This is a genomic window from Halorussus halobius (assembly GCF_004765805.1).
In the GTDB taxonomy this organism is placed as follows: domain Archaea; phylum Halobacteriota; class Halobacteria; order Halobacteriales; family Haladaptataceae; genus Halorussus; species Halorussus halobius.
On sequence record NZ_SBIU01000006.1, the window covers coordinates 142,505 to 162,086 of the forward strand.

At 69.3% G+C, this 19,582-nt stretch carries 16 protein-coding genes; 3 read left to right on the forward strand and 13 right to left on the reverse strand.

What is annotated here, in order from left to right; genetic code table 11:
* Positions 1-71 precede the first annotated feature (71 nt).
* On the reverse strand, positions 72-1,871 hold the full coding sequence (locus tag EPL03_RS16740; RefSeq protein WP_135830486.1) for a MutS-related protein: 1,800 nt from the start codon (positions 1,869-1,871) through the stop codon (positions 72-74).
* Positions 1,872-2,118: 247 nt separating this feature from the next.
* Complete coding sequence (locus EPL03_RS16745) at positions 2,119-2,508, reverse strand: HalOD1 output domain-containing protein (protein WP_135830487.1); 390 nt, start codon at positions 2,506-2,508, stop codon at positions 2,119-2,121.
* Positions 2,509-2,653: 145 nt separating this feature from the next.
* Here EPL03_RS16745 and EPL03_RS20190 point away from each other — a divergent pair, with 145 nt between their 5' ends.
* Together EPL03_RS20190 and EPL03_RS16750 are read left to right on the forward strand one after the other, a co-directional pair.
* Complete coding sequence (locus EPL03_RS20190; protein ID WP_168216294.1) at positions 2,654-2,824, forward strand: hypothetical protein; 171 nt, start codon at positions 2,654-2,656, stop codon at positions 2,822-2,824.
* Between the two features lie 348 nt (positions 2,825-3,172).
* Positions 3,173-4,684 carry a PAS domain S-box protein gene (locus EPL03_RS16750; protein ID WP_135830488.1) on the forward strand — a complete coding sequence of 504 codons (1,512 nt, stop codon included), beginning with the start codon at positions 3,173-3,175 and terminating at the stop codon, positions 4,682-4,684.
* A gap of 17 nt (positions 4,685-4,701) precedes the next feature.
* Here the strand turns inward: EPL03_RS16750 and EPL03_RS16755 are convergent, their stop codons facing one another.
* From EPL03_RS16755 to EPL03_RS16770, 4 genes are all read right to left on the reverse strand, one after another.
* A complete protein-coding gene (locus tag EPL03_RS16755) occupies positions 4,702-5,730 on the reverse strand; it encodes an enolase-like domain-containing protein (protein ID WP_135830489.1) in 1,029 nt (342 codons plus the stop codon).
* Between the two features lie 92 nt (positions 5,731-5,822).
* On the reverse strand, positions 5,823-6,179 hold the full coding sequence (locus EPL03_RS16760; RefSeq protein ID WP_135830490.1) for a hypothetical protein: 357 nt from the start codon (positions 6,177-6,179) through the stop codon (positions 5,823-5,825).
* A 79-nt stretch (positions 6,180-6,258) separates the two neighbouring features.
* Positions 6,259-6,906 (reverse strand): dolichyl-phosphate hexose transferase, encoded by a 648-nt coding sequence (locus EPL03_RS16765; protein WP_244605300.1) that lies wholly within the window; start codon positions 6,904-6,906, stop codon positions 6,259-6,261.
* 230 nt (positions 6,907-7,136) lie between these two features.
* Entirely contained in the window at positions 7,137-7,901 is a 765-nt protein-coding gene (locus tag EPL03_RS16770) for a TrmB family transcriptional regulator (protein WP_135830492.1), read from the reverse strand.
* Positions 7,902-8,034: 133 nt separating this feature from the next.
* Between EPL03_RS16770 and EPL03_RS16775 the strand changes: the two genes are divergently transcribed.
* Complete coding sequence (locus EPL03_RS16775) at positions 8,035-10,629, forward strand: efflux RND transporter permease subunit (RefSeq protein ID WP_135830493.1); 2,595 nt, start codon at positions 8,035-8,037, stop codon at positions 10,627-10,629.
* On the opposite strand, the gene EPL03_RS16780 is transcribed toward EPL03_RS16775, so the two are convergent.
* From EPL03_RS16780 to EPL03_RS16810, 7 genes are all read right to left on the reverse strand, one after another.
* Positions 10,626-11,513 carry a DUF6498-containing protein gene (locus EPL03_RS16780; protein WP_135830494.1) on the reverse strand — a complete coding sequence of 296 codons (888 nt, stop codon included), beginning with the start codon at positions 11,511-11,513 and terminating at the stop codon, positions 10,626-10,628. The two genes, EPL03_RS16775 and EPL03_RS16780, sit on opposite strands and share 4 nt — an antisense overlap.
* Positions 11,514-11,817: 304 nt before the next feature.
* Positions 11,818-13,182, reverse strand: coding sequence for an ABC transporter ATP-binding protein (locus tag EPL03_RS16785; RefSeq protein WP_135830495.1), 1,365 nt, complete (start codon positions 13,180-13,182; stop codon positions 11,818-11,820).
* On the reverse strand, positions 13,179-14,210 hold the full coding sequence (locus EPL03_RS16790) for an ABC transporter ATP-binding protein (RefSeq protein WP_135830496.1): 1,032 nt from the start codon (positions 14,208-14,210) through the stop codon (positions 13,179-13,181). Before EPL03_RS16790 ends, EPL03_RS16785 begins: the two co-directional genes overlap by 4 nt.
* Positions 14,207-15,097, reverse strand: coding sequence for an ABC transporter permease (locus tag EPL03_RS16795; protein WP_135830497.1), 891 nt, complete (start codon positions 15,095-15,097; stop codon positions 14,207-14,209). Before EPL03_RS16795 ends, EPL03_RS16790 begins: the two co-directional genes overlap by 4 nt.
* Positions 15,097-16,065: an ABC transporter permease gene (locus tag EPL03_RS16800; protein WP_135830498.1), complete on the reverse strand. Its 969-nt coding sequence runs from the start codon at positions 16,063-16,065 to the stop codon at positions 15,097-15,099. The genes EPL03_RS16795 and EPL03_RS16800 overlap by 1 nt, the downstream gene beginning before the upstream one ends.
* A gap of 82 nt (positions 16,066-16,147) precedes the next feature.
* The gene (locus EPL03_RS16805; protein WP_135830499.1) at positions 16,148-17,479 is read right to left on the reverse strand and encodes a M28 family peptidase; all 1,332 of its coding nucleotides are present in this window, start codon (positions 17,477-17,479) and stop codon (positions 16,148-16,150) included.
* Positions 17,476-19,125: an ABC transporter substrate-binding protein gene (locus EPL03_RS16810; RefSeq protein WP_168216295.1), complete on the reverse strand. Its 1,650-nt coding sequence runs from the start codon at positions 19,123-19,125 to the stop codon at positions 17,476-17,478. The genes EPL03_RS16805 and EPL03_RS16810 overlap by 4 nt, the downstream gene beginning before the upstream one ends.
* Positions 19,126-19,582: the final 457 nt, after the last annotated feature.

Genomic DNA, 19,582 nt, shown 5'->3' on the forward strand with positions numbered 1-19,582 from the left:
CGCGGCCACGAGGGCCGCGCCAGCGCGCGCCGGCGTAGACTGTGAGCCGTAGCGCGCGTCTCGACCGTCGCTCAGTCGTCGACGCCGGCTTCCGGCGACCAGTCGTCGAGCGTGCGCTGGACCGCCTCCTCGCCGACGGCCCGGGCCAGCGTCTCGAAGCCCGCCCGCTGGGCGCGGTCCTCGGACCCGGCCAGCAGCCGCGAGACGATGAACTCCGGCGTGGACTTGCCGACGGTCCCGAATCTGGGCTGGTAGTCCACCACGAGGTCGAGGTCCGCGTCCAGCCCCTCCGCGAAGATGCCGTCCTTCCGGGCCTTCTCGGGCAGTGGCTTGAGGTCGTCGGCGAGGTGGGTGACGAACACCCCGAGCGCGCCCCGGTCGACGGTCAGCCGCACCAGCCCGTGGAGCAGGTCGGCCGCGCTCCCGGGTTCGGTGATGGCCTCGAACTCGTCGACCAGCATCAGCGTGTTCGACCCCTCGGTCAGCGGCGGGACGATGCTTCGGAGCGTGGACTCCAGCACGCCCGCGTTGAAACTGGCGTGCCGCCGGTGGAACACGACGTCGTCGGAGACCGACACCTCTGCGGCCTCGGCGGGCACCGGCAGGCCCATCTGGGCGAGCAACGCGACCTGACACAGCGTCTCCAGCAGGGTCGTCTTCCCGCCGGAGTTCGCGCCGGTCAGGACCGCGACCCGGTCGCCGCTCGGCGGCGTCGGTCCCGCGTGGGCGGCCGAGTCGGCGGGCGCGCTCGGGTCGCCGCCGGACACGTCGTGGTCGCCCACCGCGTAGCTGACCGGCTGGACGTCCGCGCCGCCGGCTTCGAGCGAGACGTTCCGCGCGTTCCGGACCGCGAACCCCGACTCCACGAACGTCGGGCGCGCGAGGTCGAAGTCGACCGCGAACCGGGCCAGCGAGAGGTGGAACGCCAGGTCCGAGGTCGCGTCGGCGGCGGCGTCGACGGCCTCGCGCGACTCGGCGATGCGGCCCCGGAGTCGCCGGGCCACCGAGCGCTCGCGCTCCCCGACCGCCTCCCGGAGGTCGCCGGTCAGGTCCCGGAGCGTGGCGTCGACGAAATCGGTCGCGTCGACCGCCTCGTCGGGCGTGGCGTCCCGGACCCGCCGGTAGCCCGCTCCCGTCTCGCTCGACACGTAGTCGACGACGACCTCGGAGAACTCCGCGCCGCCGCGGGCCTCCTCGCGTATCTCGGCCATCGCGTCGAGCGAGTCCGCAGAGAGCGCCTCCGTCGCGTCGAGCGCGTCACGGAGGTCGTCGAGTTCGTCGTCGACGCCGCGGGCCACGTCGCCGCCGTCGAGGTCCCGGAGCGCGCCGGCGGCGGTTTCGAGGTCGTCGCGGTCGATGTCGGCGACGCGCGAGAACGCGCCCGACGACAGCCCCGCGTCCCGAAGCGCCAGCGCGGTCCGGACCGCGGCCTCCTCCGGCCCGACGGCGTCGTCCTCGGCGTACTCGGCGAACGCCGCGAGCACGGATTCGCGCGCCTCGTCGTCCAACTCGCGCCACGACTCGACCGCCGCCATCACGTCGACCAGCCGGTCCTCGGCGGCCTCGCGCTGTAGCAGCGGCGTCAGCACCCGGATGCGGTCGGCGGCGTCCTCGGTCACGGCGTAGTCGCTGGCCACGTCGAGCAGTTCCTTGTAGACGGCGCGGGTGTCCCGGGTCGACAGCACCGCCATCCCCTCGCCGCCGTTGGCTCGCCGGAGGATTCGAGTGGCTCGGCCGCGGGAGAGCCCCGCCGAGACGAGCGTCCGGACCTCGCCCGACTCGATGGCCTCGACGGCGCGCTCGGTGCCGAGGTCGGCTTCGAGGCGCTCTCGGGTCTTCGGCCCGACGCCCCAGTACTCCTCCAGTCGCATACCCGAGGGGTGACGCTCGCGCCTCTTAATGGTTGCAGAACCCACCGGGGCCCGCCAGGGTCCGGGCCGAACGACTCGCCCGCTCGACCTGTCCGAACGGACTCACGCCGCCTTTATCCGGGGCGGTCGGACTGACCGACGCATGGGTCGCTGGAGCGAACTCGCCGGGCGGCTGGACGACCGCGAGGCCGAGGCCGAGTGCGGCAGTGACGTCGGGCGCGAGCGACCCCCCTCGCTGGAGGGGTCCTCACTCCTCGGGGTCGACGGGCGGCTCGCCCGCGAGTTTCATGAGCGAGACGTTCCCCGACTGGTCGAGTTCGACGCGGTAGCCGTAGTAGGAGAACGCCAGTTCGGCCTGCGCGTCAGACGGCGGCGGTGCCGTGAAGAGTTTCTCGACGAGGTGGTCGACCTGTTCGTACAGCGGCGGCAGTTCGGTCACCTCGCAGCGTTCGAGGTTGGCGATCAGTCTGAGCAGGCTCCGGTTCGCTTCCTCGGCGTCGGGCGCGAGCTTTCGGTGATATATCTGCTTGCGTCCCTCGGAGTCGTCGTCGCGCTCGCTGTCGTCGGCCCGTTCGCGGGTCTCGGCGCCCGAGACGGCAGGCTCCCCATCCGTACTGCTTTCGTTCCCCTTTGCCATACCTTATACAGGACGCGAATCGGTGAAAGTGTCTCCCTGAGATTCTAGCGCGGGCGGGGAAAATCAACGGGTGGGAGTCCCTCAAGCTACGCGGGGCCGTCGACCGCCGACAACCATTTGTCGCCGCTCGTTGGCGGTACTGTCGATGTACAAGGCCCAGATTTCCGACGGCGAGCAGATACCCTGCGACGACTACGACCGGGGCGACGAGGGCGTCGAACTTCGGGGCGAGGACGGCGACTTCCTCGCGTTCGTGCCCTACGCTCACCTGCTGTGGCTCGGCGAGACCACCGAGGACGGCCAGACCAAGTGGTGACTCCCGAGGACCCCGGCGGGTATCGCCCACCGTCAGCGCCCCGGCGCTGTCGGGCGTCGCTCCGGGTACGGAGTCAACCCTCGTAGGCCGACGAGATCGGCGACCGGCAGGCGTTGGCCCGAATAGTACCTATTATTACGGATGGACCGCTACGGTGGCATAGAGTGCGCTCGACGAGTTGGATTAATCTGTTGCCGGTCGTGAATCTTCGCCCCGGAGTCGTGCGCGGCGGGGGGAGGCTCATCGACCGATGGGAGCCGACTCGCGCGAGCGGCGTCGCCGACCGCTCCCCGAAGCGGTCCCCGCGAGACCGTTCGGCCGCCGTCCGGAGCGGAACGGGAGACGAACATGAGTGAACAGTTACGCGAGGAGAAGCGGAAGATAGAGGAGCTCCACGAGGTCGCCTCCCGGATGGAGGCCTGCACGTCCGAGCAGGAGGTGTACCGCCTGGGCGTGGCGGCCGCCGAGGGCATCCTGGAGTTCGACATCTGTGGCATCGACGTCGAGGAGGACGGCTACCTCGTGCCGAAAGTGACCTCCTCGGAGATGCCCAACGACGGCTACGACGCGCTCGAGGCCGACACGGGGCTGGCCGGCCGGACGTTCCAGAACCGCGAGTCGTTCGTCATCTCCGACGTCCGGACGATGGACGAGGCCGAGCCCGTTCAGGAGCAGTACCGCTCCATCCTGAGCGCTCCGGTGGGCGACCACGGCGTCTTTCAGGCGGGCTCGCGCGAGGCCGGGGCGTTCGACGACGACGACCTCGAACTCGCGGAGTTGCTGCTGTCGCACGTCACCGAGGTCGTCTCCCGCATCGAGTCCCAGTCGGCGCTCCGCGAGAGCGAGGAGAAGTATCGCACCCTCGTCGAGGGGAGCCACGACGCCATCTTCATCCACCTCGACGGGGAGTTCGAGTTCGTCAACGACCGATGCACCGAGCTCTCCGGATACAGCCGGGACGAACTCCTCGAGATGGCGGTCTGGGATATCGTCCACGAGGGCGACTGCGACCGGGCCCAGCAACACATCACCGAGCGGGAGCCGGGCGACGACGACGCCACGCACTACCAGGTGCGGATACGGGACAAGAACGGCGACGTGCGCTACGTCGAGGTCAGCGCGCAGGCTATCACCTACGACGGCGAGCGCGCCTACCTCGGGTCGGCCCGGGACGTCACCGAGCGCAGACAGCGCAAGCGGAAGGTCGAGCGCCAGAACGAGCGGCTCAAGGAGTTCGCCAGCGTGGTCTCTCACGACCTGCGCAACCCGCTGAACGTCGCGCAGGGCCACCTCGAACTCGCGCGCGAGACCGGCGCGGACCGCCACTTCGAGAAGACCGAGGCGGCGCTCGACAGGATGGAGTCGCTCATCGGGGACCTGCTGAAGCTCGCCCGACAGGGCCAGGACGTCGACGACGCCGAGCGGTCGGACCTCGAATCGGTCGTCCGGCGGGCGTGGTCGACCGTCTCGACCGGCGAGGCGACCCTCGACGTGGCCGGCGACCTCGGCGAGATAGCGGCCGACCGCGGCCGCCTGCAGGAGCTGTTCGAGAACCTGTTCCGGAACGCCGTCGAACACGTCGGCGAGGACGTCACGGTCCGGGTCGGGTCGCTGGCGCGGGGCTTCTACGTCGAGGACGACGGGCCGGGCATCCCCGCCGACGAGCGCGAGAAGGTGTTCGAACACGGCCACACCACCGCCGACGACGGCTCGGGGCTGGGCCTCTCCATCGTCAAGAGCATCGTCGAGGCCCACGACTGGGAGGTGTCCATCTGCGAGAGCGAGGGCTGCGAGGAGCTGCCGGACCGCCCGGCGGACGCGCCCGGCGTGGGGACCCGGTTCGAGATAACGACGGACTGACGACGCCCGCCGAGTGCCTACCTGAATCCCCGGACCTCGCCGACCGACAGCGGACTCCCCGGCAGTTGCTCGGGTGGGTCCGGGTCGTTGTACGCCGACGGAGCCACGTCGTTGGGCGAGTCGGGGTAGAACAGCGACGCGAGCAGGTGGAGCTGTCGGCGACCCACGTCGAGTTCGAACTGTCCGCCGCCGTACATCCGGACGCCGCGCTCCGCGCAGTACTCGACGGTTTCGAGCAGCGACGAGACTGAGCCGAACCGGGAGGGCTTGACGTTGAGCCACGACGGCTCGAACGGCAACTCGCGGACGCTCCCGACGTCGGTGATGGGGTAGTCCCACGACACGCGGTCGCGGGCGTCGTCGAGCGCCGCCGCGGTCCCGTCGGTCCACGCCGGGTCTTCGAGAATCGCGTCGGGGAACGCCTCGGCAACCCGGAGATAGCGGTCGGGGTCGACGCTGCCCGCGACCTCGCTGTCCTCGTAGTGGGCCTTGAAGTCGACCACGCGCACGCCAGCGCCCGCGAGGTCGGCCACGAGGTCGTCGGTCCAGCCGTCGTCGACGTCGAGCTTGAACTCGAGGTCCGGGTCCCGGTTCGTCCACCGCCGGACCGGGCCGGCGGTCGGCGGGTCGCCGAGCGGCGGGCTGGTGACGAATCGGACGGGGTCGTACTCGCGGCCGAGTTCCGCCCCGAGGTGGGTGTCGTTCTGGCGGAGCGCGAGGTCGAGCGCGGCGCTCTCGAACGCCCACCGCCGGTAGTGGTGGAAGTGGTCGTCGTCGACCGCGCCGTCGAGAAAGAGGTCGCGGTCGGCCATCGCGACCGAGAACGAGTCGAGGGTGTACTCGCCCGCGAGGTCGAACGCGTCGGGAATCGGGTGGCGGTCGGCGTCGTAGGTCACGTCCTCGCCGCGCCCGACCGCGCCCTCGGGGCCGGACAGCGAGACCACGGTGGTCGCGCGGGTGAACTTGGTCGTCTCGCGCTCGCGGCGCTCGTAGTCGACCGACGCCACCGAGAGCGGCAGGTCGGCGAGTCGCTCGTAGAGGCTCACGCCGCGTCGTAGGACTCGCGGGGAGAAAGTCGTTGGCCCGCTGGAGCCCCCGCGACACTCGGCACGGCGGCGCTCCCGACCTCGCCGGCGGCTCAGAACGTGATTATCTCGAACTCGGCGTCGACCAGCGACCGGACGCTCGGATGACCTTCGTAGTCGTCGAGTCGCGGCAGGCCCGCGTCGTCGACCGCCTCGCCCACGCCGAACGCGTCGGTACAGTAGTCACAGACCGCGATGTCGTCGCGGACCGACCGGTAGAGCGCGTGGTACTCGTGGTCCTCGTCTTCGAGTTCGGGGACCCACTGGGTCCCGGCACCGTCGAATATCAGTTCGAGTTGGTCGCCCCGCGTCGAGGAGAACTCCCCGGCGGCCTGAAGCCCGTTGAGGACGCGACCCCGGTCGGCGTGCGATTCGGTCCCCGCCAGAATCACGATGGCTGCCTTCGCCATGCGACGCGTTCGACGGGGACGCGTAAGTATCGAGTGGCGGCCGCTCGCGTCCGCCCCGCGGTCGCGTCGGCGCTCACTGCTATCGTCGGCGCTCGGCCAGACACACCGTCACGATGGACTTGGCGATGGCTGCCCCGCCCGTGAGCGGGTCGAGTTTGGTCTCGCCCGCGCGCTCGTCGTACTCGATGGGGAGTTCGCGCACGTCGTAGCCCCGCATCAGCGGACGAATCAGCAGTTCCGCCGACAGCCCGGTGTTCTCGGTCCACGCGATGTCCTCGACCACCTCGCGGCGGTACGCCCGCATCCCGGTCGTGGTGTCGCGGACCCGCTCGCCCATCAGAAGGCTCGCGAGCGCCGCGAACGCCCGGTTGCCCAGTCGGTTGAGGTCGGGCATCGCCGCCGCACCCCAGTAGAGCCGGTCGCCGCTCACCACGTCGTAGCCCCGATTGATGGCGTCGAGGAACTCGGGGAGCTGCTCCATCGGGTAGGTGTCGTCGCAGTCGGTGGTCACGACGACCGGCCGGTCGGCCGCCAGCAGCGCCTCGCGGACCGCGACGCCGTACCCCTGTGGCTCCTGTCGGACGACTCGCGCGCCGCGCTCGCGGGCTATCTCGGGCGTGCGGTCGGTCGAGCCGTCGACGCAGACCACTTCCGCGCGGCCGTCGGTGACGCGCTCGACGTCGTCCAGCACCGTCCCGACCGCTTCCTCCTCGTTGTAGGTCCCCATGACGACGCTCAGGTCGTCGAAGGTGTACTCGTCCGCGTCGGTGGCGCTCGGGTCCGCGTGGCCCGCACGTTCGTCGCGGTCCGCGCCGTCGGGCGTCGCGTTCGGCGCTCCGTCCGTCCCAGGACCGTCGGTTTTCATGCTGTTCGGCCGTTGTGGCGGCCCGCATTTGTATTTTTAGGTTTGCCAAAAATGGACGGCAGCGCGGAGACCGCCCGGCGGGACGGGACCGCTCACCCGGGGGGATTCCGGTCCATGCCGGACTGGATGCCCGACTGCATGAACTGGGCGAGGATGGGACCGATTGTGGTGCTGGCGGTCCACATGGCCTCCTCCTCGACCGCGTCGTCGTCGGTCGCGACCGAGAGCAGGACGGTCCCGTCGTCGACCGTCAGCGCCCGGCCGGCGAAGTCGGCCGGATTGTCCTCGTCCATCACGACGACCCGGATGGGACTGTCCGCGAAGCGCTCGCGCTCGGCCTCCTCGGCGGTGACGACGGTGGCGTCCACGCCGTCGGCCGCTCGGTCGCGGAGCGCAGCCTCGATTCGCCCCGAGAGGGAGTCGCCCGCCGGCGCGACGAAGACGACCGTCGAGTCGGCCGTCCCTATCAACTCGGCGATGCGGTCGTCGATGGGTCGTCGGCCCCGGAGCGTCGAGACGGCGCGGTCGTCGGCGCGCTCGGTCGTGGTCGTCCGGAGTTCCGAGAGGTTCTCGAAGGCGCGCTCGCGCTCGCGGTCCAGTCGCTCGGTGAGCTGTTGGCGGGCCGCGGCCAGACTCACCGGTCGGTAGCGCTTGGGCGAGGACTCGGCGACCTCGGCCAGCCCGCGTTCGACCAGGTCGTCGGCCGCGCCGTACACCTGCGAGCGGGGCACCTCCGAGACGTCGCTGACCTCCTGGGCGGTCCCGGTTCCCAACTGCTGGAGCGCGACGAAGACCCGCGCCTGGTAGTTGGGCAGGCCGAGCCGTTTCAACGCCGCGACTGCGTCTTGCGTGCTCATGGATTGTGTCGGCCGAATCGCGTCCGTCGGTCGGCGTTTCGACCGCCGGCCCTATCAGTTGCCCGGGACTCGATTCGAGAGATTTAGTAGAAATGTACAATATTTATGTCGAATCGGGCGTTACGGTCGTCCGATGACGCTCGCAGACCGGTTCGCCGCGTTCGTGACCGACCACAGCAGGGCCGTGATAGCGGTCCTGCTGGTGGCCACGCTGGTCGTCGGCAGCGGCGCGGCCGATTTCGACGCGGGGCTCTCGATAACGAGTTTCGAGTCCGATTCCACGGAAGCCGCCAAGTACGACGCGCTCCAGCGCAACTTCACGACCGAGGGCGAGAACGCGACCACGGTACAGGTGGTGGTGCGCGGCGAGAACGTCCTCTCGAAGGCGTCGCTACTGGAATCGTTGCGCTTCCAGCGGGCCGCGCTCGCCGACCCCGAGGTGAACGCGACCCTGCGCGAGCGCCGGCCGATGACCGGCGTCTCGAACCTCGTGGCGACGGCGGCCGTCCGGGAGTCCCGCGCCGGGAACGGGTCGACCGGGGCCTCGGCGACGGCCGAACGCGGGACCCCTGTGTCGCTCGACGCCCAGATAGAGCGACTGGAGTCGATGTCCGAGTCGGAGGTCGCGGCCACCGTCGAGCGCGTGCTGGCTCCCGACGCGCAGGCGGCCGGCCCCGTCGACCCCTACTCGCTGTTGCCGACCGACTACGAGCCGGGGTCGACGACCGCGACCGGACGGGTGCTGTTCGTGTTCCAGGACACCAGCGGCGCGACCGGCGACGACCTGCCCGGGGACGTGAGCGACGCGCAACTCGCGCTACAGGACCTCGCCGAGACCACGTTCGAGTCGACCGACAGCTTCGTCTTCGGCTCGGCAATCGTCGACGAGGAGAGCACGCAAGCCACCGGCGAGAGCTTCGCGGTCATCTCGCCGGCCGCGCTCGTGTTGATGTTGCTCGCGCTCGGCGTCGCGTACCGGGACATCTTCGACGTGATTCTGGGCGTGGTCGGCGTCGGACTCGTGCTCGCGTGGATGGGCGGGTTCATGGGCTGGGCGGGCATCGGGATGACCCAGATTCTCATCGCGGTCCCGTTCCTGCTGGTCGGACTCGGCATCGACTACGCGCTCCACGTCGTGATGCGTTATCGGGAGGCGCGGGCCGACGACCCCGACGCGACGCCCCGGGAAGCGATGCGGCGCGGTCTCGCTGGCGTCGTGGTCGCCATCGGCGCGGCCACGTTCACCACGTCGGTCGGATTCCTCTCGAACGCGGTGAGCCCGCTCGCGTCCATCCGGGAGTTCGGCGTCGTCAGCGGCGCGGGCATCGTCTCGGCGTTTCTGGTCTTCGGGCTGCTGGTGCCCGCGCTCAAGGTCGAACTCGACGGCGCGCTCGAACGGGCCGGGTTCTCGCGCCGACGGCCGGCGTTCGGTCGCGGCGGCGCGGTGGGCGACGCGCTCGGCGTCGGAGCCGGCCTCGCCCGGCGCGCGCCGTACGCCGTCCTCGCGGTCGCGCTCGTGCTGGGCGTCGCGGGCGGCGTCGCGGCGACCGACATCGACACCTCGCTCGACCAGCGCGACTTCCTCCCCCGAGACTCGCCCGACTGGATGGACTCGCTGCCCGGCCCGTTCCAGCCCAGCGACTACGACCTCCGAGCGAACGCCGCCTACGTCGACGAGTCGTTCGCCCAGTCGCGCGACCGGTCCCGAGCCGAGTTCCTGATAGAGGGGCCGGTGACCGACCCGTCGACGCTCGACCGAATCGCGGCGGGGCGAGACGGACTGGCGAACGCGTCCACGCCGGCCGAACTGGCCGACGGGAGCCTCCAACTGACGGGGCCGCTCGACACTATCTCGTCGGTCGCGGCGTCGAACGAGACGGTCGCGGCGATGGTCGCCGAGGCCGACACCGACGGCGACGGCGTGCCCGACGAGAACCTGGCGGCGCTCTACGACGCGGTCTACGAAGCCGCGCCCGAGGCGGCCAGCGCTACCATCCACCGCGAGGGCGGGGAGTACCGTTCGCTCCGCCTCTCGGTGGGGCTGTCGGGCGGCGCGGACACCCGGACCGTCACCGAGGAGATGCGGGCGGTCGCGTCCGCGATGGAGTCGGGGACCGACCTGACGGTGACCGCGACCGGTCGACCCATCGTCGACGAACTGGTCCAGCGGGGCCTGCTCGCGACGCTGGTCGAGGGATTCGTCGTCACGTTCGCGGTCATCCTCGCGTTCCTGACGCTGATATTCCGGTATCGCTACGACGCGCTCACGCTGGGCGCGGTCGTCGTGGCTCCGGTCGTGCTGGCCCAGGCGTGGCTGTTCGGCACGATGTATCTGGCGGGCATCCCGTTCACCACGGAGACGGCCATCATCGCCGCCATCGGCATCGGCATCGGCGTCGACTACGCAATCCACGTCGGCGAGCGGTTCGTCGACGAGTTCGACGGCGGGGACGCCATCGCCGCGCTCGGTCGGACGGTGCGGGGCACCGGCGGCGCGCTGCTCGCCAGCGCCGTCACGACCGCCGGCGGGTTCGGCGTCCTCGTCCTCGCGCTGGTGCCCTCGCTCCGGCGGTTCGGGTTCGTCACCAGCGTCGCCATCGCGTACGCCTTCCTCGCGAGCGTGCTGGTGTTGCCGAGCCTGCTCGCGCTGTGGGTTCGGTACACGGAGTACGCGGGCGACGAATCCGGGGCGACCGCTCGAACTGACCTCGGTCGGGATTCGAGCTAGCGGGAACTGGAGAACGCGACCAGCACGAAGGCGACGAGGAGGGCGAGGAGGGTCGCGACGTACCGGAGGGCGATTCGACCCGACAGTTCCACCGTCTCCGAGGGGTCTGAAGGCGTGAACCACGCGGCGTAGCCGCCGGGGTCCGGGAGGACTTCCGCGCGCAATCGAGCCCGTTCGAAGGAGAGTTTCACCGCGAGGAACGACCCGGCCCACAGCAGGTCGAACGCCCACACCGGCAGGACGGGGTCGGTGAGCACTGCGACCAGGAGCGCGTAGAACAGGAGCAGGGGAAAGGCCGACGCGTACACGAGGACGAACCGGACGGGCAGTTCGAGCGTCATGTACGCCGACAGCTCCTCGTGTCGGCCGTGGCGGACGTAGCGCCGGTAGAGCGTGAGGACGTGCGTAGCGAAGATAGCAAACGCGATTCCGAGCACGACCGGCGAGGTGAACGCCGAGAACGCCGACAGGAACTCGAAGAGGTCGCCGGCTCCGCCTCGCCCCCCGATGGTCCGGTCGCCCGCCAACCAGCTCGACCCGATGGCCACCATTACGAACCCTCCCACGAACAGCACCGTCGGGATGATGACTCGCAGGTTCCGGGTGTAGACCGGGGGCAAGAACCCCGCGACGGTTCGGGGGTTCTCGCTCCAGTAGTCGTTTGCGACCGTGCCGGGCAACAGCGTGTATTCGCGCTCTTCGACCCGGTTTTCGGGTTGAGCGAACAGCGCGTAACCGCTGTAGACCACCAGCAACAACGCCGCGTCGAGCCAGTAGAGCAGTCCGAGGACGATGAACTCCCAGTCGAACACGAAGAATCCCAACAGCGGAAGCAGGTTGACGAGACTCAGCAGTCCGAACTCGATGTCGTCGTTCCTGTTCATCAATCCGGCTAGCGGTTACATGACATGTTAGATTAGATAATAGTGTCGATTGGTCGGAATCGAGCGTTCGCGCGCCCGACACCGCGCATCCGGAGACCGCCGTAGTACCGAGCAGTTCGGCTCTCGCCGCGTGGGTCCTGCGACCGGCAACTCCCGACACCTGCACAGCCATTTTGATATAGCGATATTCAGTTTACGAGTGTCGATTCCGACGGAACGACACGCGGTCGGGCCGTCGCTGTCCGGGTCCAGCAGAAGGCGTTCGAGGCTCCCCCGCAAAAATCGGGCGGCGTCCGCACGCCGTCTATAGAATCTTCTCCCTGTCGCGCTCCCTGAGCTTCGCGCTTTCGGGGCGGTCCCCAGCCACGTCCGAGTGGAGGTGACACCGCACCTCGCTTCCGTGTTCGGTCGTGGCGAGTTCCGGCTCCTCGCGCTCGCAGACCGTCGTCAGGCCGGCGGCTTCCAGCCGTCCGACCGCACCGTCCCGCTCGCCCGCGACGAACGCCGAGAGGGCTTCGCGGGCCACCGTCGCCACCGGGTCGGGAACGGACTCGCCGGTCGCATTCGCGACCCGGTCGGCGACGTGATTCCGGTACAGCGCGTCGACGACGGCGTCGTCGTCGGCCCGCTCGCCGGCCTCCCGGAGCGTCTCCCGCATCGCCTCGGGGTCGATGTCCCCGCCGGCCAGCCGAGTCCGCAGCCGGAACAGTTCCCGCCACGTCCGCTGGCCGTGAGCCCACTCCTCTGACGGGAGTATCTTCGGGCAACGCGGATGGAACTGACAGCCCGACGGCGGGTCTATCGGGGTCGGCACGTCGCCTTCCAGCGGGATGCGCTCGGAGGTCGCCGACGGGTCGGGGTTCGGGATGCTCGACAGCAGGGCCTGGGTGTAGGGGTGCGACGGGTTCGAGAACACGGCCTCGGTCTCGCCGACCTCCACGAGATTCCCGAGGTACATCACCGCGATTCGGTCGCTCACGTGCCGGACCACGCTCAGGTCGTGGGTGATAAAGAGCAGGGTGAGGTCCATCTCCTCGCGCAGTTCGCCGAGGAGGTCGAGTATCTCGACCTGCACGCTCACGTCGAGCGCGCTGGTCGGCTCGTCGGCCACGATGAAGTCGGGTTCGACCGCGAGCGCCCGCGCGATGGCGACCCGCTGGCGCTGGCCGCCGGACAGTTCGTGGGGGTGGCGGTCGAGGTACTCCGGACCCAGTCGGACCCGTTCGAGCAACTCGGTGGCGCGTCCCACTCGCTCGGTGGTCGAGTCCCCGATGTCGTGGACCGCCATCGGTTCGACGAGCGTCTTTCGGACGGTGTACCGGGGATTGAGCGACCCGAACGGGTCCTGGAATATCATCTGGGCCTGACTCCGGTACTCCCGGAGCGCGGCCGCGTCGAACTCGTCGACCGCTCGGCCCCGGTAGCGTATCGACCCGTCCGTGGGTTCGAGCAGCCGGAGGACGAGTCGGCCGAACGTGCTCTTGCCACAGCCGCTCTCGCCGACGAGTCCGACCGTCTCCCCGTCCCGAATCGCGAGGTCGACGCCGTCGACCGCCTTCACGGTTCGGACCGACTGGTCGGGCCGGAGCCGCCGCAGCAGGGAGTCGTCCTGCGCGAAGTGCTTGGTGAGTCCGGACACGTCGAGGAGCGGGTCGGCGCGCTCGCTCATGGGTCCTCCCAGATGCAGGCGCTGTAGTGGTCCTCGCCGACGGTCCTGAGTCGCGGGTCCGTTCGTTCACACTCCTCGACGCTGGCGGGACAGCGGTCGGCGAAGTGACACCCCGACGGGAACTCGCGGGGGTCCGGCGGTTCGCCGCCGATGGGGTCGAGCGACTGGGTGGATGCGGTGGGGTCGGGGATGCAGCCGAGCAGCCCCTGGGTGTAGGGGTGTCGGGGGTCCTCGAACACGGTTTCGACGTCGCCGTACTCCACGATGCGGCCCGCGTACATCACCGCGACCCTGTCACACAGCTCCGCGACCACGCCCATGTCGTGGGTCACGAGCAGGGTCGCCATCCCCAGCGAGTCCGTGAGGTCCCGGATGAGGTCGAGGATGCCCGCCTCGATGGTCACGTCGAGCGCCGTGGTGGGTTCGTCCGCGATGAGCAGGTTCGGCTCACAGGCCAGCGCCATCGCTATCATCGCCCGCTGGGCCATCCCGCCGCTGAACTGGTAGGGGTAGTCGTCGACCCGCACCTCGGGACTCGGGATGCCGACCTGCCGCATCAGTTCGACCGCCCGCTCACGGGAGGCCTCCAGCTTCAGGTCCTCGTGGACCCTGAGCGGTTCGCCGATCTGCCAGCCCACGTCGAACACCGGGTTGAGCGCGGACCCCGGCTCCTGGAACGTCATCGCTATCTCGTTGCCCCGGAGCGCTCGGAGTCGCTCGGGACTCATCTCCCGGACGTCCTCGCCGTCGTACAGTATCTCGCCGTCGACTATCTCGCCCGGCGACCGGACGAGGTCCATCAGCGAGAGGCTCGTGACGCTCTTGCCCGAACCGCTCTCGCCGACCAGCCCCAGCACCTCGCCCTCCTGTATCTCGAACGAGACGCCGTCGACTGCTTTCAGCTCGCCCTCGTCGGTGTGGAAGTGCGTGCGGAGGTCGCGGACGGACAGCAACGGGTCGTCGCGGGCGATGAGCTCCCACTCCTCGAGGTCCGATTCGTCGGTTCGTGCAGCGGTCGTGCCTGTCATTGGTCCACCAGTTGCGGGTCGTACACCTCGCGCAGGCCGTCGCCGAGCAGGTTGAACGCGAGGACGGTGATCATGATGGCGAAGCCGGGGAACACCGATATCCACCACTCCTCGGGCAGGTACCGGCGGCCGTCGGCTATCATCACGCCCCACGTCGGCTGTGGCGGCTGGACGCCCAGCCCGAGGAACGACAGCGACGCCTCGATGATGATGGCCAGCGCCACGTGGAACGTCGCCTGAACGATGACCGGGCCGACGGCGTTCGGGAGGACGTGTCGCCAGAGGATAGAGATGTTGCCGAGCCCGATTCCCTCGGCGGCCTCCACGTACTCGGACTCCTTGATGGAGAGGACTTCGCCGTGTATCAGGCGGGCGTACTGGGGCGAGAAGACGACGCCGATGACGAGTATCAGGTTCCACAGGCTCCCGCCCACGACGCCGATGATGGCGAGCGCGAGCACGAGCGCGGGGAACGAGATGACCACGTCCATGCTCCGCATCGCTATCTCGTCTATCCACCCGCCGTAGTAGCCGCCGATGCTCCCTATCGGGACCCCGAGCAGGACCCCGAGCAGGACCGCCCCGACCCCGACGGCAAGCGAGACGCGAGTCCCGAATATCATCCGGGACAGCACGTCCCGCCCGGTCAGGTCCGTGCCGGCGGGGTGGTCGAGCGAGGGCGACTGGAGCGACCGGTCGTAGTTCTCCTCGATGGGGCCGTAGGGTGCGACCAGCGGCGCGAAGGCAGCCGTGGCCACCAGCAGGGCGATGAGCCACAGCGACGCCCGACCCGCCCGCCCCATGCGGTCGTAGGTCCGCTTGGCGCTCCGGAGCCGGTCCGCGAGACGGTCGCGCCGCGACGGCCGAGGTACGTTTTCGGCGGTCATCAGTACTCCACCCTCGGGTCGAGATACGTGTACAACATGTCTACCACGAGATTCAGTACCACGAACACCAGCGCGACGAACAGGACGATGCCCTGGACGAGCGGCACGTCCTGAGCCGTCACGGCCTGATAGAGCAGGCGTCCGATGCCCGGCCACTGGAAGACCTGTTCGACGACGACCGCGCCGTTCATCAGCACGCCGACCTGGAAGCCGAACACCGTCACGACCGGGATGAGGCCGTTCCGGAAGGCGTGGACGACGACCACGATTCGCTCGCGCACGCCCTTGGCCCGCGCGGTCCGGACGTACTCCTCGCCGAGGACGTCTATCATCGACGAGCGAATCTGTCGGACCATGATGGCGGCGAACCCGATGCCGAGCGTCGCCGCCGGCGCGATGGCGTGCCGGAACCACGGGACGAGCCCCTGCGAGGGCGCGACGTAGCCGCCGGGCGGCACGAACGTCTGGCCGAACCACTGCTGCCAGAACAGCGAGAACACCAGTATCACGACGATGCCGACCCAGAACGCGGGGAGGCTGATGCCGGCGAACGAGACGAGTCGTCCCAGTTCGTCGACCCAACTCCCGTGGTACGCCGCGCTGACCAGTCCGATAGGAATCGCGACGAGGAGCCCCAGAACCGCCGCGATGAGGCCCAGTTGCGCGGTCGCCCACGCCGAACGCAACACGACTTTCGTCACCGGCTCCTCCATCGAGTACGACGTGCCCAGGTCGCCCTGGAGCGCGTTCGCGAGCCACCGGTAGTACTGGACGTGGATGGGCTGGTCGAGGCCGTACTTCTCGGTGACGTACGCGATCTGCGAGGGGCTCTGCTGGCCGGCCGGCAACAGCGACGACACCGTGTCGCCGGGCGTGAGCTTCAGCAACAGGAAGATGCCCACGGAGATCACCAACAGCACCGGAATCATCAGCAGGAGCCGCTTTACGAGGTAGTTCGTCCTGTTCATCCGTCGGTGTCGACCCTGCGAGCGACCCGCGCGAACGGTTCGGTGACGGTTCCACCTCGGGCGGCGGCGGCCGCGCGACGGGTCACGGCCACCACCCCATCTTTTCGAGGCCGTCGAGGTGGCCCTCGTCGTCGAGTTTCGCCTCGACGGCGTCGACGGTCTCGTGGCTCGTCTCGACGCTCCCGTCCGCGAGCGCCCCGACGAGGCCGGCTATCAGGACGGTCTGCTCCCGGAAGTTCCGGGGGTCGACCTTGTCGAGCGTGTCGCCGTGGGTGTGGCCCCAGCCCCGGAGCGCCCGGTCGTCGGAGGTCGTGACGAAGCAGGTCGGCACGCCCCGGCTGAAGAACGGCCAGTGGTCGCTGAACGGCACCGCGCCGTCGGCGGTCGCAATCGGGTGGTCGAAGTAGTCGGCGGTCCCCGCGACGACCCCTTCGAGCGCGTCGAACCCGTGGGTGTACGCTTCGAGGTCGCGGGACTGCGCGATGCCGTCGAGGTTGACGATGGCCTTCACGTCGTCGGTGTCCAGCTCGCGAGCGCCGTGGCTCGACCCGACCAGGTTTATCTCCTCGGAGCCGAAGCCGACCGCATGTATCCGGGTGTCCAGCTCGGACTCCACCTCGGCGAGCGCGCCCAGCACCGCCACGACGCCGGCGGTCCCGGTCCCGTTGTCGACCGCGCCTCGGCCGAGGTCGTGGGCGTCGACGTGGCTCGTCAGCAGTATCTCCGCGTCGGTGTCGGGACCGAGTTCGGCGTGGACGTTCCGGCTCGTCGCCGGCTCTATCGTCGCGGTCACGTCGAGGGTGAGCCGTCGGCCCTCGAACCGGCGCGCGAGCAGCAGTCCGACCTCCTTGCTCACCGCGACCGCCGGGATGGCACCGATGGGCTCGTCTTCGGTCCCGAGGCTCCCCGTCATCGGGAGGTCGCCGTCGAGCCGGCTCCGGAAGAGGAAGCCGGCCGCTCCGGCCTCGACAGCGCGGCCGTACTTCTCGGTCCGGTGGACGAACCGCTCGTAGCCCTCCGGCGTCCCCGCCGCGACCTGGACGATGCGCCCCTCGACGTCGGCGGCCTCGAAGTCCTCCGGGGTGCCGTACCCGAGGTCGAGGAAGGGGCCGGCAGCCGTCTCGCTCGGACTCCGGGGCAGCGCGAGGACGTCGAACGCCTCGCCCCCGTCGACCGCGAGCCGGCTCTGGCCGCGCTCCCAGCCGGTGACGTCGTATTCGGACAGCCGGACGTTCCGGGCCCCGACCGACTCGAACGCGTCGGCGGTCGCCTCGGCCGCGCGACGCTCGGCGTCGCTGCCCGGAAGGCGGCCGCCGATGCCCGTCAGCGCCTCGAGGTGCGACCACCCGACGTCGCTCGTGAACAGCGCCTCGACGTCCACGTGGTCGTGAAAACTCGCGTCGTCGCCGGTCATTCGTCGAGCCAGACGTCCGTCAGGATGATGCGCTGGTTCGGGTACACGTCGTAGTTGCGCACCGAACTCCGGGTGGCCTGGATGACGCTGGGCCACACGAGACCGATCCTGTCGACGTACTCGGTCGCCTCCTGCTCCAGTTGGGCGTAGAGGTCCTCGCGCTCGTCGCGGTCGGTGGTCTGGCGGGCTTGCTCGATGACGTCGTCGGACTGGTCGTAGTAGGTGACGTTGAGGAAGTGGCCGGTGTGGTACTTCCAGTACGCGAAGCTGTCGGCGTACATCTCCACGCTGAGCGTCTGGACGTTGCTCTCGAACTCGTCGGGCGACGGTCCCGGCGGCTCGTTGTCCCACTGGTTGAGCAGCGACCCCCACGCCGACGACTCCTCGACCGTGTTTATCTCCATGTCGATGCCGACGTCGGCGTAGTTCTGGCCCAGAATCTCCGCCACGTCCGAGAACGGCGGCTGGTTCGGGACGAGACACTCGAACGAGAGGTCGGTCTCGCCGGCCTCTTCGAGGAGCTGCTGGGCGCGCTCTGGGTCGTAGGGGTAGGTCTGAGTCGCCTCCTCGGAGTGGGCCCAGTGCCACGGCGGGAACACGCCCCATCCGGGTTCGGCGTAGCCGTTGTACGCGACGTTGACGATGGCCTCGCGGTTGACCGCGTGCATCATGGCCTGTCGGACCTTCTGCTTGCCGAACTCCTCCTTGTTGAGGTTGATGAAGTTCCCCATCCGGATGACGCTCGACGTCGACGCGACCGAGATGTCGTCGGCGCTCTCGAGGGAATCGGCGTCGCTGGCCGGGACGGGACTGGCGACGTCGACCTCGCCGGTCTCTATCTGGGTCATCCGGGTCGAGGACTCGGGCACGACCTCGAACCGGACGCCGTCGAGGTACGGGAGGGCCTCGTCGTCCGCCCCGGTCTCGAAGTAGTCGTCGAACGCCTCGAACGCGTAGTGGTCCTGCTTTTGCCCCTCCGCGAAGGTGTAGGGCCCGGTTCCCCACGTGCCCGTGCCCATGGTACCGAAGTCGTCGCCGTGTTCGTCGACCGCCTCCATCGGCAGGATGAACACCGACGTAAGCGTGTTCAGGAAGTCGGCGAACGGCTCGGCGAGCTCGAAGGTCACCTCGAAGTCGCCGGTCTGCTGGACCGTCTCCTCGGGGTCGATGCCGTCGCCCACGAGGAAGCCCTCGAAGTTCGACAGCGAGGTCGCGCCGTACTCCTCGTCGAGGATGCGCCGGAAGTTCTCGACGACGTCCTCGGCCGTCAGTTGCCGGTCGTAGGGCGGGTGGAACGTGACGTCCTCGCGCAGGGTCACGACGAACGTGGTCGCGTCCTCGCTCGCGTCGACCGACTCGGCGAGGTCGGGCACGACCTCACCGTTCGGGCTCAGGGCGACGAGGGAGTTAGCGTAGGCCCGTGCCAGCATCACGCCCTGGGAGCTGCGGGTCTTGTGCGGGTGCAAGGGCGCGGACGGGTCGGTCGATATCGCGGCGACCAGTTCCCCGCCTCGCGAGACTTCGCCCGCCGCCGTGGTCTCCGAGTCCGTCTCGTCCGACGACGGATCGTCGACCGTATCGGCGTCGGTCGTCGTGGCGTCCGTGGTGGCGTCACCGCTGGGTCCGCCCGAGCAGCCCGCCAGCATGGTCGCAGCGCCGGCCGACGAACCGCCTACTATTTTGATGAATTTTCGTCTATTCGAGCTACGGTCTGGCATTACTCTCCCAAGTTGCCCTTCCACACTTAGTACTTTTGTTGTATTCGATATTTAGGGCAGGATTTTTATTTCTCAGTCGGGTGGAACCGTAGGAACGCGCGACCGCGACGTCGGGCGGTCGAGGCAGCCGACCGCGTCCCGACGGCGACCGGCCGTCCCCGCGAAAGCTCCCGGCGAGCAGGTCGGGGACGCGCTCGTCGACCGACAGCTCGGACCGTCGGTAGCGGGCCCGTCGTCGGTGTCCGTCGCGGTGGAGTCCGGTCGCTCGTCCAGAACGACCTCGGCCGTTCGGGGCCGCCACCCACCAAATTGGATATAGCGATATGCAGTTTACGGGTTCGGCGTCGGACGCGCCCTCGTCCAGGCGAGACTCCGAGAAGTGCGT

What these genes read in the sequence shown, in the direction of transcription:
- EPL03_RS16800 (WP_135830498.1), bottom strand. Translation starts at nt 16,065, where the DNA reads ATGAACAGGACGAACTACCTCGTAAAGCGGCTCCTGCTGATGATTCCG.
- EPL03_RS16805 (WP_135830499.1), bottom strand. Translation starts at nt 17,479, where the DNA reads ATGACCGGCGACGACGCGAGTTTTCACGACCACGTGGACGTCGAGGCG.
- EPL03_RS16785 (WP_135830495.1), bottom strand. Translation starts at nt 13,182, where the DNA reads ATGAGCGAGCGCGCCGACCCGCTCCTCGACGTGTCCGGACTCACCAAG.
- EPL03_RS16745 (WP_135830487.1), bottom strand. Translation starts at nt 2,508, where the DNA reads ATGGCAAAGGGGAACGAAAGCAGTACGGATGGGGAGCCTGCCGTCTCG.
- EPL03_RS16775 (WP_135830493.1), top strand. Translation starts at nt 8,035, where the DNA reads ATGACGCTCGCAGACCGGTTCGCCGCGTTCGTGACCGACCACAGCAGG.
- EPL03_RS16765 (WP_244605300.1), bottom strand. Translation starts at nt 6,906, where the DNA reads ATGGGGACCTACAACGAGGAGGAAGCGGTCGGGACGGTGCTGGACGAC.
- EPL03_RS16795 (WP_135830497.1), bottom strand. Translation starts at nt 15,097, where the DNA reads ATGACCGCCGAAAACGTACCTCGGCCGTCGCGGCGCGACCGTCTCGCG.
- EPL03_RS16790 (WP_135830496.1), bottom strand. Translation starts at nt 14,210, where the DNA reads ATGACAGGCACGACCGCTGCACGAACCGACGAATCGGACCTCGAGGAG.
- EPL03_RS16770 (WP_135830492.1), bottom strand. Translation starts at nt 7,901, where the DNA reads ATGAGCACGCAAGACGCAGTCGCGGCGTTGAAACGGCTCGGCCTGCCC.
- EPL03_RS16810 (WP_168216295.1), bottom strand. Translation starts at nt 19,125, where the DNA reads ATGCTGGCGGGCTGCTCGGGCGGACCCAGCGGTGACGCCACCACGGAC.
- EPL03_RS16740 (WP_135830486.1), bottom strand. Translation starts at nt 1,871, where the DNA reads ATGCGACTGGAGGAGTACTGGGGCGTCGGGCCGAAGACCCGAGAGCGC.
- EPL03_RS16780 (WP_135830494.1), bottom strand. Translation starts at nt 11,513, where the DNA reads ATGAACAGGAACGACGACATCGAGTTCGGACTGCTGAGTCTCGTCAAC.
- EPL03_RS16750 (WP_135830488.1), top strand. Translation starts at nt 3,173, where the DNA reads ATGAGTGAACAGTTACGCGAGGAGAAGCGGAAGATAGAGGAGCTCCAC.
- EPL03_RS16760 (WP_135830490.1), bottom strand. Translation starts at nt 6,179, where the DNA reads ATGGCGAAGGCAGCCATCGTGATTCTGGCGGGGACCGAATCGCACGCC.
- EPL03_RS20190 (WP_168216294.1), top strand. Translation starts at nt 2,654, where the DNA reads ATGTACAAGGCCCAGATTTCCGACGGCGAGCAGATACCCTGCGACGAC.